11 protein-coding genes and 1 riboswitch are annotated in these 16,152 nt (G+C 34.6%); of the genes, 1 reads left to right on the forward strand and 10 read right to left on the reverse strand.

The annotated features are described in order from the left end of the window. The coding region (locus HMPREF9703_RS01275) for a G5 domain-containing protein (protein WP_004634895.1) at positions 1-4,894 on the reverse strand (4,894 nt) is incomplete at its 3' end. 293 nt (positions 4,895-5,187) lie between these two features. Then, positions 5,188-5,278, forward strand: a riboswitch (TPP riboswitch). A gap of 42 nt (positions 5,279-5,320) precedes the next feature. Between HMPREF9703_RS01275 and tenA the strand changes: the two genes are divergently transcribed. Then, positions 5,321-5,989: a thiaminase II gene (tenA, locus tag HMPREF9703_RS01280; RefSeq protein WP_004634898.1), complete on the forward strand. Its 669-nt coding sequence runs from the start codon at positions 5,321-5,323 to the stop codon at positions 5,987-5,989. A gap of 105 nt (positions 5,990-6,094) precedes the next feature. On the opposite strand, the gene HMPREF9703_RS01285 is transcribed toward tenA, so the two are convergent. The 9 genes from HMPREF9703_RS01285 to HMPREF9703_RS01325 all read right to left on the reverse strand — a co-directional run bounded on the left by HMPREF9703_RS01285 (position 6,095) and on the right by HMPREF9703_RS01325 (position 15,986). Next, on the reverse strand, positions 6,095-6,757 hold the full coding sequence (locus tag HMPREF9703_RS01285; protein WP_004634899.1) for a potassium channel family protein: 663 nt from the start codon (positions 6,755-6,757) through the stop codon (positions 6,095-6,097). A gap of 9 nt (positions 6,758-6,766) precedes the next feature. Then, the gene (locus tag HMPREF9703_RS01290; protein ID WP_004634901.1) at positions 6,767-8,137 is read right to left on the reverse strand and encodes a potassium transporter TrkG; all 1,371 of its coding nucleotides are present in this window, start codon (positions 8,135-8,137) and stop codon (positions 6,767-6,769) included. 253 nt (positions 8,138-8,390) lie between these two features. Then, positions 8,391-9,272 carry an MBL fold metallo-hydrolase gene (locus HMPREF9703_RS01295; RefSeq protein WP_004634903.1) on the reverse strand — a complete coding sequence of 294 codons (882 nt, stop codon included), beginning with the start codon at positions 9,270-9,272 and terminating at the stop codon, positions 8,391-8,393. A gap of 18 nt (positions 9,273-9,290) precedes the next feature. After that, entirely contained in the window at positions 9,291-10,226 is a 936-nt protein-coding gene (locus HMPREF9703_RS01300) for an NAD(P)H-dependent flavin oxidoreductase (protein ID WP_004634905.1), read from the reverse strand. 274 nt (positions 10,227-10,500) lie between these two features. Further along, positions 10,501-11,421 (reverse strand): transketolase family protein, encoded by a 921-nt coding sequence (locus tag HMPREF9703_RS01305; protein WP_004634908.1) that lies wholly within the window; start codon positions 11,419-11,421, stop codon positions 10,501-10,503. Continuing rightward, positions 11,421-12,263 carry a transketolase gene (locus tag HMPREF9703_RS01310; protein ID WP_004634909.1) on the reverse strand — a complete coding sequence of 281 codons (843 nt, stop codon included), beginning with the start codon at positions 12,261-12,263 and terminating at the stop codon, positions 11,421-11,423. The genes HMPREF9703_RS01305 and HMPREF9703_RS01310 overlap by 1 nt, the downstream gene beginning before the upstream one ends. 5 nt (positions 12,264-12,268) lie before the next feature. Continuing rightward, positions 12,269-13,627 carry a PTS ascorbate transporter subunit IIC gene (ulaA, locus tag HMPREF9703_RS01315; protein WP_004634912.1) on the reverse strand — a complete coding sequence of 453 codons (1,359 nt, stop codon included), beginning with the start codon at positions 13,625-13,627 and terminating at the stop codon, positions 12,269-12,271. 19 nt (positions 13,628-13,646) lie between these two features. Further along, positions 13,647-13,937, reverse strand: coding sequence for a PTS sugar transporter subunit IIB (locus HMPREF9703_RS01320; RefSeq protein WP_004634914.1), 291 nt, complete (start codon positions 13,935-13,937; stop codon positions 13,647-13,649). 3 nt (positions 13,938-13,940) lie between these two features. Beyond that, on the reverse strand, positions 13,941-15,986 hold the full coding sequence (locus HMPREF9703_RS01325; protein ID WP_004634916.1) for a BglG family transcription antiterminator: 2,046 nt from the start codon (positions 15,984-15,986) through the stop codon (positions 13,941-13,943). Between the last annotated feature and the right edge of the window lie 166 nt (positions 15,987-16,152).

Consider the following 16,152-nt stretch of genomic DNA (forward strand, 5'->3'; position numbering starts at 1 on the left):
CTTCATTGTTGACAATTTGAAGTTTGATATTATTAATCTCTGTGTAAAGGTTGTTAATTGCTTCCTTACGCACTGTAATCTCTTGTTGGAGAGCTGCATCTATATCAGTTACTCGACTGTCTAAGTGATCCAAGTCATTGGTCATGTTTAAGATGTCATCAGTCATGTCTAAGATATCTTGTTCAAGTCGCAAAATGTTTCCTTCATTTGCTTCTACTCGTTCAGTTAATTCTTCGAGACGATCTTTTTCAGTCTGAATATTTTTACGGATTTTATCTAGATTTTCTTTCAGTGCTTCTTCATTAGCTTCAATGGTTTCTGCTATACCTTTTAAGCTAGAGAGTGTGCTTTCTCTAATATCTTCAAGTTCTTCAGCAATTCGGCCATCCAATTCAGATACGAGTTGAATTAATTCTGCTAAGTCACCTGCTGAATTGTTAATTGCCAATTCAAAATCTTGTAATACTGCTTTAATTGTATCAAGTTCATATTGTTGAATATTATCTGATGCTTGAAGGTCTTGAAGTTGTTTATCGGCTTCTTCTAAGACACCTTTAATGGTATCTAATTCAAACTGCATTGCTTCAAAGTTTGGCAACTGTTTCGTACCAACTCGAACAACTTTATCGATGGCATCAATGGTTTCGACAGTTTGATTATCGAAGTCTTTAACAAGTTTTCCATTTTCGAATACAAGTGGGGTTTCCACTACACTCTGACCTAGTCTACCTTCTGTCTCAACAACTTGCATACCGACGTAAAGATTAGGATCTTCTATCATAATTGTTTCGTATTGTAATGTTTCGATGAATGTTTCTACAACATCGGAACTTGGTCGCACACCGATACGTTCCACACGTTTTTCTGGAGAATAAACCGTCTCAGTAGACATCTTAAGAGCCTGTCCCAATTCTCCGGTCTTAGGATCTACAAAAGCTCCGTAAGTCACTCGTTCTAATCCATCTTTACCTTCTTGTTCAACTACAACTTCACCATGAGCTAAATTAACATCTGGGATACGTTCGATTGGAGCTGGTACATGGAATGCTTTGATATATTGATTACCTACTAGGATAATACGTTTACCCTCTTCATCACCTCTATCTTCTTTTTCACCAAATTCTAGCTCATCAGATGGTCTAAATTCGACTTCCTGTACTCTAACAATTCGACTAAATGTAGTATATGCTTGATCTTCATACTCCTCTTTTAAATCTAAATCACGTACTCGGAAGTTAACTCTATATTCACCTGGTTGATCAAAGTTAATCTCCTCTATATTCAATATTTCTATAGTAGATTCTGCTGTAACATCTTTGTCTTCATTAGCATTCTTATCAGTAATAGTAATCCCGTCTGTAAGGTCAGTATCACCCGTTCCTTGACGAACTGTCAACGGATCATTACCTGTTACTTCTGGTAATACCCCTGTTCCAACAAGTACTTCCTCGTCAATTTTCTTTGTTATTACTTCGCTATCTATAACTTTAGGTTCTCCAAAAGCTTCTCCGTATAATGTCCACTGACCAGTACGTTCTTTAACTAATCCGTCCCGACCATCTATTATAGTCTTTGATACTCCAACAGGCAAACTAGCATCTTCTTTTTTCACTGTATCAAATGGTTCAGTTATCTCATTTACTGAGATTGTTTTATAATTTGTATATATTCTTGCATTTATTGAACCTAAATTAATTAATTCATTAGGGTTAAATAGATTAGAATATACCCTTGAATATAATCTTGGCTCTGATTCTTCGGTAAGTTGTCCCACTAAAATAAATTCATCATAATTATATGGTCGTAATTGTACACCTTCTTTCAGTTGATACTTAACAGCTGTAACCTCTTGAACATTAGTAATTTCTTTTTCAGATACAAATTTAACATTATCGATTGAAGATTCACTCGTTAATTCTTCTGTTGTATATAAAAGATCATATTTTTCATTAGGTTCAACAAACTCAGTTAAATACACACTGTTTGTTGTTTCCTGTTTTTCACCATTAACGTTATAGCCATCTTTACGTGGTAAGGATACAATAACACCTCTATCTGTCACAGGTGTATCAGTTAAATTAAATAATCGTGATCGCATATAGAGATCTTTTCCTGGTACCGAAGCTATACGTTCATAATAATTACCATCTCTTGATGATCCTATTTCGATAGTATTAGTTAAACCCGTTGGAACGGCTACAGAAGCATGACGAACAGCTTTACTGTGTTCAGCATCAATTTTAAATCTATCATTTTCTTCAAAATCTATACGATGTTCTATTTCAAACTCCACATATCCATTTCTAGAATTTAATAAAACATCTGAATCCATCTGGTATTTCAACTTTTCAGGTTTATGTTCAACTGAAATTGGTGTTACAGGCTCCTTTGCGATAAACTTATAATTTGTTCCTCCAGTTTCAGTTTGAGTCATTTCAATTGTATATAGTTTTTCAAAGTCAGCTTTCTTATCCTGAAAATCTATATACACACCTCGAGGCGTTGTAATCTCATAAATATAATTATTTACATCCTGATTAACTCTAGACGGTAATCCTCTGGAATGATCAATACTAATTTTTGAATCAAAACTTTTATTTAAATCAACTCTTTCATCTTTTAGTGAGATATCCGACTTCAACTTATAGACTCGTTGAATATCTTGTAAAGTATATTTATTATTTGTATTATTACTGAATCTATGTGTACTTTCCGTAACTTCTTCTAATTCAGTTTTTTTGAATGAAACATTTGCTACTAAAGTACCATTGGAAGAAGTTGTTACTCCTTCATGCGTTGCATCTTCAGAAGCTTTCATATAAACATTAAATACAGACCTCTTCACATGCATAGGCTCATCAAAGATTATATCAAACTCTTTAAATTGATTGAAAGATACTTCCCCCGCCAGAACAGCTTCTCGAGATAATATGCTACGCTCATTATTTTCTGTTATACCTAAAATCTGAAAATCAATATCACTAAATGTATTATCAAAATAAAACCGCTCAATTTCAAAATCTTTAGTAGATGGATTATTAAAGTTAATTTTTGTTATAGGAGTCGTACTTCCATCTAAAGTAGTACCTGTTATTGTTGTTTCAAAATCTGGTTTTAATTCTTTATAATCCTCTTTAGTATATAATCTACGGAAATTACCTATTATTTCGTTACTTTGAGAAAGTCTTGTTCGGGTCGGATATGCTAAAGTGCGGATGTTTAATTTTTTCTCAGAGGTATCTACTTCTACCCAGCCCAATTTATCTTTATGATACTCTGCCAAAAGTGTTTCAGAATTTTCTAAGGGATTATCTGCATAGAGCTTAGCCCAAAAAGTTTTTCCGGACAAATCTTTTTCAGAAAGATTTGTATTTTTCACATACATATTCATTGTCCGTCTACCTGTGGTACTATAATATCTATTCTTAAAGGTATATATATTGCGATCTGTATCAGTTAATTTTTGGGCAGGTAACCCCCCATCAAATCTTATCTCATATCCTTCTGGAAATTCAAAAAATAGTTTCTCTGATGGTATAAAATATTTACTAGGAAACTCATAACTATATAGATCACTTTTTAATTCCCAATTCAATTGGAATTCACTAAAATTAACAGGGCCATAATTACTAGGGTTATTATCCCATGAACCAACTTTTAATGGGTCAGTTTCAGGATTTGCACTAGAACCACCTGACTCATTGATAAAGCTAGATTTGTATGGTGGTTTCACATTAGCCTCTATTGTTTTGACGGGAATAATGTGATAAGCTTTTTGGACATATGTTACTGCCAGTTTGCTAATAGTTTCCCCATTATTATCAACGAGTGAAATTTCAAATTCTTCTTTGAAATCAGAGTTTGTACCCTGACTTAGGCTATTTGCACGGTAATTACGCGCCTTAATACTAAAAGGGATTGATATATTATTCATTCCGGGCGTAATTGTACCTATTTTATAATCAGAATAATAATGAGAATCAGATCGTTTATTGGAAGAAGCTCTTGAGAATTCACCAGAATTAACTGCGAAATCATAAATGTATCCATCATATGTCTGTTTAGACCTCTTAAATCTTAATATAACATTTTCATACTGTTTTTCTCCATCATAGTTTATAAAAACTCGCTGATTTATTTGAGTATCAATATAATCTTGATCTTCGAGACGAGGACCATCTTGTTCAACTCTTATATTAAGACCCCCGTCATTTTGTACCAATTCTGATTTGAGAATATTATCTCTTTCAGCACTTTTTATTAATTCTTCACGATCTATATCTCTTGAATTTCCATCTTCAGGTTCTATACTAGCATTATCAACTTCTGGTTCGGGTTTATTGATTATCGGAATTTCTTCAAAATCATATTCTCTATCAGCTGATTGATTAGCTCGTGGTTGGGTCTTTAGTTCATCCCTATCTACTAAATCAGTCTTTTCAGTAGTTACTGGGTCCTCGATTGATTCTTGAAGTGTTTCGAATTCTTCAGATGCTGCAGACTTCTCAGATTCTCCCACTGGTTGAGTTAGTTCGGTCTCTCCAACCGGTTCTTCTGTTTCTAGAACTGGTTCTTCCGCTCCACTACTAGCAGGTTCTGCTATCTTCTCCTCCACTGTTGGTAATTGTTCTGTAGATGTTACTGATGCTTCAACTGCTTCATTAATTTTCTCAGAATCTACTTTTGGAGTTACTTTATTATATGTAGTCTCCACTTTAGTGTCCTCTGTTGTTGCATTAGACTGTTCTTCTGCCAATACAGCTTCACTTCCAAAGACTAATGATGCTCCAACAACAACTGATCCAACACCAACTTTTAGCTTCTTGATTGTATAGTGAATTTTCTTATTACGTAAGCGATTAATCCGTTCTTTCTTATTATTCTTTCCTAGCATAAGGTTCCTCCAATCATATTTGCACAGTTTGAAAAATTAACAACATTCCTTAAATCATTCTAATTTATTCCACAATTCTTTCATATTATATAATAAAATCTTTAAAAAAACAGTAATTTTATAAAATAATTTAAAGATTTAAATGACAATGATTATTAATAGTATTTTAATAAAAGAACATTTAGGGATTATTCCTATATGATGATTGGATAATCTCAATTGTGTTTTTTATGTCTTTTCACCCGCAATCCCTTCCACTTGTCTTCTCCCCTCACTATGGTATACTGTCTACAAATAACTGCTAGGGGTAGTCGCGAGGCTTGAGAGAGACCCTTATAACCTGATTCGATTAAGATCGACGGAGGGAAGCGAAGGTAGATGAGGGCTTTCTGTCTAGCGGTTAAAACGCTTAAGGAGGGCTTTTTTATGAGTTTTAGTGAAGAGATGAAAGCACGGTCGCAGGAAGCATGGGAGAAAAACATTCACCATCCTTATATTGAAGAGTTGGTAGCAGGGACGCTGGATAAGGAAGCATTCAAGTTTTATATTAAACAAGATATATACTACTTGAAGCACTTCGGAAAGGCACATGCCCTAGCATCCGCTCACTCTGATGACTTCAAGTTAACGGTTCGGTTGGCAGAAAAAGCACAAAAGACAGCGCAGGCTGAACTGACTGTGCACGAACAGCATGCGAAGGCACTGGATTTAGCAGATTTCAAGGCAGAAGACTTCTCGCCTGCGCCAGCTGCCTATAACTATACATCGCATATGTATCGCTGTTGCTTATTTGGTGACGTAGGCGAGATGATTGCGGCGATTTTGCCTTGTTATTGGGTTTATGCCGATATTGGTGCCTATTATGCTGACCAGCATCCAGCCGAGGAACTTTATGATAACTGGATTCAGACATACGCTAGTGACTGGTTCCAATCGTCCAAGAATGAGATGATTCAAATTATGGATAACCTCGCAGCAGAAGCATCCGATGCCCAAAAAGAAAAATATTTCGATGCCTTCCATAAAGCCGTTGAATTCGAAATTGCCTTCTGGAGCATGGCGTACGAACATGAGAAGTGGTATTCGGAACGATAATGTACTGAATATACTTAAAAAGCATCTACTTCACTTATTAGAACACTGCAGATTCATGAAGTAGATGCTTTTTTTGTAATATTTAATTTATTTTGATAGGTAGCCTTAATCTTCTACATAATCGAATTCTTCGATGTCATCTTTATTCCCAATGGCTACTAGGATATCTGTCGCATCAAGTGGTGCATCGACTGCTAAGTTATAATTGATCATGTTGGTTTGAGCTGATTTGATCCCAATAATATTTAGTCCAAATTCTGATCGTAAGTCTAACTCTTTAATTGATTTACCGAACCATTTTTTCGGCGGAGTAAATTCGACAATCGATACATCATCTTCCAGATCAATCACATCGCGAATATTTGGATTGCGCAATTGTTTGGAAAGCTTCAGTCCTGCCGCATACTCTGGTCGAATCACTTCAGTGGCACCCAGTTGTTCCATAATCTCTCTATGTCGCTTATTCTTTACTTTGACAATAATATTCTTAATGCCAAGGTTCTTACAGTTCAAGGTAGCGATAACGCTTGACTCCAAGGAAGATGCCGTCGCAATAATGACCGTCTCACACTGCGCGATACCCACTGACTTGATTAACTCCATATCTGTGAAGTCCCCAATAACCGCTTCTAACACATAAGATTCTATGCGTTGCGTGATCGTCTTATCCTTATCAATCGTGATAATATCAACTGGCTCGTCCGTCAATTCTTTCACTACTGTACGACCGAACACGCCTAATCCAAGTACTCCAATTGTTCGTCTCATCTAATCATCCTATCCTATTAATATTTGTCCTGTTGCTCGTTGGACATCTGGGCTTGATTTTTTCAACTTAAGTGCCGTGAAGATTGTAATTGGACCAACACGACCGATAAACATTAATACCATAATGATGGTCTGACTCATCCGACTTAATTCTGGTGTCAAGTCAGCTGTTACCCCGACCGTTGCCAGTGCTGACACTACTTCAAAAATAACAAATTCTAAATCTACCCAACTATCAAGCAACGTAATCGCAATAATACTAGTGACAATAATTGCCAAGAAAGTCATCGCAATAATGAGTGATTTTTGAACTGCTTTTTTGTCAATTAAGCGTCGGAAGAAAATAACTTGTTGCTCTCCTCTCATTTCTGAAAGAATCATCTTCCCGATAATCGCACATGTCGTTGTCTTCACTCCCCCAGCCGTTCCACCCGGAGATCCACCGATGAACATAAAAATCGTACAAATTAACAAAGTCGCCGTATGTAACTTGGTATAGTTTACCGTCGCAAAACCTGCCGTCCGCATAGTTGTGGACTGGAAGAAGGATATCTTCAACTGATCAACGAACGCTGAGCCCACCATTGTATGGCCCACTTCCAATAGATAAAACAGCACCGTCCCACTTAACAACAATGCTCCCGTAACTGTAATCGCCACCTTAGAACTCAACGATAACCGTCGAAACAAATGCTTAGGACTAATATAATCTTCCCAAGAAGTTGCCTGCTTAAAGTGTTCCTTCAAATCATTCCAAACCGAAAACCCAAGTCCACCAAAAATAATAAGCATCGGAATGACAATATTAATGATAGTCACATGGCTATACGCAATTAAACTTGTAGGTCCCAGATTATCAAACCCGGCATTATTAAAAGCCGAAATGGATAAAAAAGCTGACGTGAATGCTCCTTTTTTCCACCCTAAATCAGGAATGAAATACGTCATCAACAATAAGGCACCTACAACTTCCACCATTGCAACAAACTTAAAAACGGACTTAATAAACGGCTTGAAATCCTCAACACTCTCCCGATTCAACGCCTCTGTAACCGCAACTTGTTCCGAAAAACTCACACGCTCATTAATCGCATAGTAGAGATATGCAATAATCGTCAAAATCCCCAAACCTCCGATAGACATCAGAATCATACTGACCACTTGACCAAACAAATTATACGTCAAATAGACTGGTTGTGTGTATAAGCCGGTTACACATACCATTGAAATAGCGGTAAACAAGTGATCAAAGAACACCGCTTCTGAACTATGTGCCTGACTAATCGGTAAACTAAGTAATCCTGAACCAATCAGCACCGTGACTAAAAAACTGAGCGAAATTTTTAACGGAATCGATAATTTATTAAATTGATGTAACATAAAAAACCTTCTATCTATTTTAAAATCGAATAATACATACCACTAGCTAGTTTAACGCATATGAAGTAAATTGTCACTAAAAAATTAACAAAAATATGATGAGAATACGCCCCTAACCTCGTCTGACAATACTGAATCATACTAAAATCATCTCGCTTATATGATTCAACAAAAAATCCCCTACTCACACACTATGAGTAGGGAATTCCTATTTATTAATTTAATAATCTATCAATTAATTGTCACGTCCTATTTATATCATATAATCCTCACTATATGGGATAAGCGGTTCTTTATCTCTCGGAATCGATTTCACTATCTTTTCACCCGATTTATCCCATTGCACAAGTGCATAATACGGATCATGATAAAAAATAAATTGAGACTGATGACTGAATCCATATTCTAACCACTTATTCTTTTGTTCGATTGAAGTCATCGGATAATCATCAACAGCTGGAACCCATAATGGATTAAGGTGTGCTGTGGTCATTAATAAATCGCCCATATGAATCATGGTCTCCTCATTCTGAGCAATAACAACAATCGAATGCCCTCGTGAATGACCTCCTGTATGATGAAGTGTTATCGCGTCATTTAACTCAAACTTATCAGAAAATGTAACCACTTGATCTTGAACCGGCTGCCAATTATCTTTCAAATACGTCCCGGTTGTTCGCTCATTTGGATTTCGGACTTCATCCCACTCTATTTCATTCATATAAATAGTTGCATTAGGAAAAACAGGCTTTAAGGTTTCATTCACTAATTTGGTGAGACCTCCAGCATGATCATTATGCATATGTGTTTGAATAATCGTATCAATATCAGCTGCAGTTAGACCTAACGCTTGGAGACTCTCTTCAACGGTCGTATCTCGAGTGACGCCAGCATTTCGCCGCTGTTTATTCGTCATTTTAGAGGTCCCAATTCCGGTATCTATTAAAATATTTTCTCCTTGATATTGCAGTAAAATTGGATCCATTACCTGTGGAATTTGGTTTTTATTGTTCACTGGAAATTTTTTATTCCAAACAGCTTTTGGCACGGGTCCAAATAATACGCCACCATCATGATATGATCGCATACCATCTAACCAGGTAATCGAAACCTTTCCAAATTGATACGTCTTCATAAAGCTTACTCACTCCCTTTAATACGGCAATTCTAATTGTTTTAAGACATCTTTTGCTTCACTCGTAATAGACGTTATTACTTCAGCAACTGATTTTATTTCTGTAATCAATCCACTAATCTCCCCGGCCTGCATAGTTCCTCTTTGTCTATCTCCTTCTTTAATGGCTTTGTACAGAGAACCCTTAACTAAATTATCCAGTTCTTCCTGAGAAGCATTATTTTGTTCCAATTCTAAATATTCTTGCAGTATTTCATTTCTAATCGCACGAACCGGATGCCCTAAAGTTCTTCCGGTTACAATAGTAGATAAATCATCTGCTTCTATAATCGCCTGTTTAAAACTATTTGGTATTGGGCATTCATGAGTTGCTAAGAATACAGTTCCCATTTGAACACCACTAGCTCCTAAAGCCAGCGCAGCTACTAATCCATGACCATCACCTATTCCACCAGCTGCTACAACGGGTAAATGAGTTGCTTTAACAATTTGTCGAACAAGTGGTAGGGTAGATAATTGCCCAATATGTCCCCCAGCTTCTTGCCCTTCGACTATCAACCCATCTACATTTAATGCTTCCATTTTTTTAGCGTGCTTAACCGCTGCGATTACTGGCAAAATAATTGTATTATTTTCTTTAAGTTTTGGAATAAACTTTTTAGGTGATCCCGCTCCTGTAGTAACGATAGGAACATTTTCTTCCACTACCACATCTACTAGCTCTTCTATATTCTTTTGAATCAATGTCAAATTAACAGCAAATGGCTTATCTGTCTGCTTCTTAACTTCTTGTATTTGTTCTCGCAACTCTTCTTTGTCCATCCCACCGGTTGTCAGCACACCTAATCCACCTGCATTAGATACCGCACTAACTAATGGACTACGTGATATATACTGCAACCCTCCTTGAATGATTGGATATTTTATATTAAGTAACTCTGTAATACTAGACATCATAACACTCCCTCTTATAATCATTTCCAATGACTATTAATTAAAGTATAAACGTTTAAAGTGCTTTATTCAACCGTTTGCTGTTTTTATGAGAGGGATTTCAAAAATGAATTCTAGAAAATCCAGGGTAGCACATCATGTTATGGAAAATTCAGTTTCAAGAGGAATACTCCTTTTTAATACCTAGAAACAGATTTATTACCTACTATCATTAAATTATTATAAAATTTCTCAACTATATCTATTATTTAATCAAATCACGTACAGGAATAACTTATTTGATATATTCTTCTACTTTTTCAACAATTTTTTCAGTGGTTAATCCATATACTTCCCGCAAATAGGCTTCTTTACCAACTTGACCAAATTGTTCATCTACACCAATTCTCTTAACTTGCACATTTTGTTCATCCATCAATTCACATATAGCACTACCTAAACCGCCTATTTTATTATGGTTTTCAACTGTAACAATATTTTGCCCAGAAAGTAATTCTTTCAATTCTATAGGCAGTGGTTTGATCCTAAACACATTAATTACACTAGTGGATATCCCTCTTTCTTCTAAAATTTTTACGGCTTCAAGGGCATACTGTACCATAATTCCACTTGCAATAATTGTAGCGTCTGATCCATTTGTAATTTGGACAAACCCTTTAGAAAAATCTTCTGTCCCATTAAAAATAGGATACGGTGTTTTTCTAATAGTTCTTATATAATTAAATCCATCTGAATCTAAGGTTTCTTCCAAAATAGCTTTAAATTGAATATCATCTACAGCTTCATACACAGTTGCTTTAGGAATAATTCTCATTAGAGCTAATTCCTCAAATGGCATATGCGTACCACCATTCATTTCAGCAGTTACTCCTGCATCAGAACCAATAATTGTTGCATTCAATTGTGCATACGCTAAAGAAATAAAGACTTGATCATAAACTCTCCTAGATGCAAATGGCCCAAAAGTATGAATATATGGTTTAAGGCCAGTTACTGATAACCCTGCAGCTGCTCCCACCATTTGAGCTTCCATAATCCCTACATTAATATAACGTTTACCCATTTTTTTCTTCAAACTATCTGTTTTCATTGAACTAGATAAATCAGCTTCTAAAACTGCTAAGTCCTCACGTTTCTCCACATGTTCCAACAAAAAATCTCGATAAACTTCTCTCATTTCTTTTGTTTCACGCATCACTGATCACCAATCTTTCTTGCCATCATTTCTTCAATTTCCTTAAATTCACCTAACATATCTTCTGATAGACGTAAGTGATGATTATTTTTTATTGTCTCAATTTCTTCAATTCCTTGCCCCTTGATTGTGTCTAAAACTATACATTTAGGTTTTTTAGAATTAGACGCTTGATACATTTGAATAGTTTGTAATATTTTCATTGTATCTGCTCCATCTATGGTAGTTGCCTCCCAACCAAATGCCTTAAACTTATCTTCAATTACAAACTGTTTACAGATTTCTTCTGTTGGTCCATCTAGTTGTTTTTTATTGTCATCTACAAATACAATTAGCTTATCTAGCTGATAGTGAGCAGCAAATTGAATAGCTTCCCAACATTGTCCCTCATTCAATTCACCATCTCCAACTATGGTATAAGTGAAGTGATCTAAATTTTGAATCTCTTTACCGTGTGCTATACCTGTCGCTACACTGATACCCTGCCCCAAAGATCCGGTTGTCATATCTACCCCCGGAGTTAAATTACGATCAGGATGTGATGGTAAGCTAGTGCCATTCTGATTTAATGACATTAATATTTCTTTATCAAAAAAGTCTTTCAAATACAATGCACTATATAGAGCTGGACCTCCATGTCCTTTAGATAAAACAAAATGATCTCTATCAATTTTATCAAAATTCTCAGGAGATATATCCATTACTGCTCCGTATAGAACAGCTAAAACTTCTACAATTGATAAACTTCCTCCATAGTGACCAAATCCTAAATTATTTAGCATCGATAATGTATTATATCTTATTTTGTCAGCAAACAAATCTATCGAATCTATTTTATGCATTCTATTTACATTCCTTTCTCAGACTCTTTAGTAAATACTGACAGTCCAATCATAATAGCTAGCACAACTAAAATTCCAATAGCTACTAAAGTGGTGCCTCCATTATCTGCCAATACCCCTAAGAAAATCCCACTGACTCCAAAATCTGCATCAGAAAATGTTGATCCAGCAAAACCTAAATTTCCTAAAACTGGCATTAAAAATACTGGAAGGAAACTAATCAAAATACCTTGTAAAAAAGCTCCAATTGTCGCTCCTTTAACTCCACCAGAAGCATTTCCTATTACTCCCGCTGTTGCACCCACAAAGAAATGTGGAACAACTCCTGGAAGAATAACCACAGTACCAGTGAATATCATAATTATCATACTAAGTAATCCACCAATAAAACTTGAAATAAAGCCTAATAATACTGCATTGGGTGCATAAGTAAATACAATCGGACAATCTAAGGCTGGTTTTGAATTTGGCACTAATTTCTCAGAAATCCCCTTAAATGCTGGCACAATTTCTGACAGAACTAATCGAACACCAGCCAAAATAACAAATACTCCAGCTGCAAACAATCCTGCTAATTTTAGTGCAAATACAATACCATTTGTTCCCTCACTTAAGTTAGTCATAATAAACTCATTTCCGGCAAAAATTGCAACAATCAGGTAAATAATCGCCATTGAAATCGTAATACTGACTGTGCTATCACGTAAAAATGATAAACTCTTCGGAAATTTAATATCTTCAGTAGATTTTGCATCTTCCCCACCCACTAGTTGTCCTACAAATCCACTTAACCAGTAACTTAGTGCACTAAAGTGGCCTAGCGCAATGTTATTATTCCCGGTTAACTGGACCATGTATTTTTGAACAATTGCAGGTGAAAGTGTCATAATAATTCCTAATGCTAGCCCTCCAAAAAGAATTAATCCGATAGAATTAAAACCTGCTACTGACAAAATTACTGCAACCATACAAGCCATATATAGTGTATGATGACCCGTTAGAAAAATATACTTAAATTTAGTAAATCGAGCAATTAAAATATTAGCAATCATCCCTGTTAACATAATTAAAGCAGTACTTGTTCCATAAGTAGTTAACGCTACTGCAACAATTGCTTCATTATTAGGTACTACTCCTTGTAAGTTAAACGCTTCCTCAAACATAGTTCCAAATGGTTCTAATGAAGAAACAACCATGTCAGCTCCACCACTTAGCACAATAAATCCTACAAATGTTTTAATTCCACCTTTGACTGTATCGGGTAGTGATTTTTTTTGTAAAATCAAGCCTAATACAGCAATTGATGCCACCAATATAGATGGTTCTTTAACAATATCAATGATAAAATCTAAAATACCTTTCATTGTATATCACTCCTTGTTTTTATATTAAATTTTTCTCTTTGCAGAGCTCAGTAATTGCTTCTCTCAATTCATCCATGTCAATAATACTTTGCAGTACTCTTACATCTCCTAAATGTTTAGCTGAATCTTCTAAGTCCCTTCCTACAAACCATACATCAGCATCATTTGAAGTAGCACTCCCCATATCGTAGTGTTCCACTTCAACCTCATTCATATCCACCTCTAATTCTTTAAGAATTGATTCTATATTCATTTGCACCATAAAACTTGATCCCAAACCTGATCCACATACTGCACCTATTTTTAACATTTTCTATTCCTCCTCGTTTAATATGTTTTCAATATCAACAAATTTATTTGATTGCTTTATTTGTTCAACCATTTCATTATCTCTAAGAATTCTTGTTAAATGTGATAATGCTTTCAAATGACTTTTATTGTCTACTGCAGCAATACATATCATTACTTCAATTGGATGGTCTTTATCATTAGCTAAATAAACAGGCTCCTGCAACACCAGCATAGACATCCCTATTTCATTTACACCATCTTCTGGTCTAGCATGAGGTATAGCTACTCCTTTTCCTAAGTCGATAAATGGACCAAACTCCTCAACTTTATTCACCATTGCAGGAATATAATTATCATCTATAATAGATTTTTCTTGTAATGGCTTAGCTGCTAATGCAATTGCCTCCTTCCAATTTAAATTTTGATCCGTTACTTGATATGTTTCTTTAGTTATTAATTCTTTTAACAATGGACTTACCACCTTTTTATAATTTTTTTCTGTATTTAGATATTGAGAAATCAAAAATTTTAAATCCTTTTCGTTATTAATATCTGCATGCTTTTCAATAATTATCATTAATTCTTCAACATCTCTAGAGTATCGATCAGCTCTTGGAAACTCTTTTTTAACCATATAAAATAATTCATTCTTCTCATGCTCATTCATTAAAACCGGCACTGTATAGGTAGGTTTACTTGTTCTAACCTTCACTGTAGAAAAAACTAAATCATACTCTAAGAACCCCATACTATTTATATCTTCATGTCTATGAATATCTAAAAATATAATATTAGGAAAGAGTTTTTTTAATTCATCTTGTACTACAAGCGATGAACTAACTCCATTTGGACATATTAACAATGCTTTTATTTTTGTTTCTTGTTTTTGGATATCTTTAATAAAACCTCCAAAATGAATAACAAAATAACAAATTTCACTATCCGGAATAGGATAGTCAATTAATCGCTGCAACGGTTTTAATGCTGCTTTCACAATATCAAATAGTGATTGATATTCATCCTTAACAACAGAAGTATACGTATTTACTGTAAACATCTTATTTTTTAGCCGATAATAAGCAGGTACCAAATGTTGAAACAAACCTTCAATAAGTCTTTCCCGATTATTAAATTCTACCAATGATAGCTTTTCCATTCTTTGTATAATATCAATTGTAAGTTGTTGAAAAAATTCATTACGAGTATCCAATATATTTCCTTCAAAACATCCCATTAAGATATTTTGGAAATATATACCTATACTAGTTGCAGCAATATTCTCTAATCCAAACTTACCTGATAAAAAGATACAAATATTTTCAACTAAATTATCCATCATATCAGAATTATACGTTTCTAAATTCAGTACAGGAATACTGTGATATTTAAATCTAATAGAAAGCATCAAAATTAATATTACACATTCATTTAATCTGTCATCTAATATAATTAAATTATGATTTTTTACAAACTTTAAAATTAGTTGTTGTAAAGCATCACTTTCATTTTTGTGCTCCCATTGATTAAAAAGATACGTTGTTGACCATTCTCCATTAGATTGTGACTGCATTTTACTTATAAATTTTTGCGCTAATCTATATTTATTAATTTCATCACCAACTAAGTGATAACCTTTAGAACGTGTATATTCAAATTTAACCTTATTATCTAAACACTCCATCCTTAGCTTTTTTATATCATTAAGTGTCGTATTCTTGCTTACATTTAAAAAATCCTGTAAATGATGATTCGAAATAAATTCTTGTCGACAAAATATAAATAAATATACTAAAATTAATCTTTCTTCTTGGGAAAGAATTATTTGATGGCTTCGGAACAAATCTAGCACTTCATCCTTATTTTCCCTAAGTATATTTGGAACTGAATATTGACCACTATCTTCTACAATGCAATTTAAATCCTTCTCATCTAGAACCTTATTAATAAGATTTATATTATTTTGAATTGATTCTCTATCTAGTTTTGTCTCTACTTCTAACTCAAATAATGAAATCGTTGAATATTTTAAAATGGTCATCAATATCCCTATCGTCCAATTATCAATCATTTCATCCCTCCTAATTACATTGTAAGCGCAAGCAGTAAAATACTCAATAGTTTTTGAGCACAAGCTAACTGTTCAAAGTAACCAGTCTATTGTGCTAAAAAATTAACTACAATTTAATATTAAAACTCGCACTAATACTAGTTAGTCACTAGTTTAGTGCGAGTTT

It is taken from the genome of Dolosigranulum pigrum ATCC 51524 (assembly GCF_000245815.1).
Classification (GTDB): domain Bacteria; phylum Bacillota; class Bacilli; order Lactobacillales; family Carnobacteriaceae_A; genus Dolosigranulum; species Dolosigranulum pigrum.

What these genes read in the sequence shown, in the direction of transcription:
- HMPREF9703_RS01310 (WP_004634909.1), bottom strand. Translation starts at nt 12,263, where the DNA reads ATGCATAAAATAGATTCGATAGATTTGTTTGCTGACAAAATAAGATAT.
- ulaA (WP_004634912.1), bottom strand. Translation starts at nt 13,627, where the DNA reads ATGAAAGGTATTTTAGATTTTATCATTGATATTGTTAAAGAACCATCT.
- HMPREF9703_RS01290 (WP_004634901.1), bottom strand. Translation starts at nt 8,137, where the DNA reads ATGTTACATCAATTTAATAAATTATCGATTCCGTTAAAAATTTCGCTC.
- tenA (WP_004634898.1), top strand. Translation starts at nt 5,321, where the DNA reads ATGAGTTTTAGTGAAGAGATGAAAGCACGGTCGCAGGAAGCATGGGAG.
- HMPREF9703_RS01285 (WP_004634899.1), bottom strand. Translation starts at nt 6,757, where the DNA reads ATGAGACGAACAATTGGAGTACTTGGATTAGGCGTGTTCGGTCGTACA.
- HMPREF9703_RS01300 (WP_004634905.1), bottom strand. Translation starts at nt 10,226, where the DNA reads ATGTCTAGTATTACAGAGTTACTTAATATAAAATATCCAATCATTCAA.
- HMPREF9703_RS01295 (WP_004634903.1), bottom strand. Translation starts at nt 9,272, where the DNA reads ATGAAGACGTATCAATTTGGAAAGGTTTCGATTACCTGGTTAGATGGT.
- HMPREF9703_RS01320 (WP_004634914.1), bottom strand. Translation starts at nt 13,937, where the DNA reads ATGTTAAAAATAGGTGCAGTATGTGGATCAGGTTTGGGATCAAGTTTT.
- HMPREF9703_RS01305 (WP_004634908.1), bottom strand. Translation starts at nt 11,421, where the DNA reads ATGCGTGAAACAAAAGAAATGAGAGAAGTTTATCGAGATTTTTTGTTG.
- HMPREF9703_RS01325 (WP_004634916.1), bottom strand. Translation starts at nt 15,986, where the DNA reads ATGATTGATAATTGGACGATAGGGATATTGATGACCATTTTAAAATAT.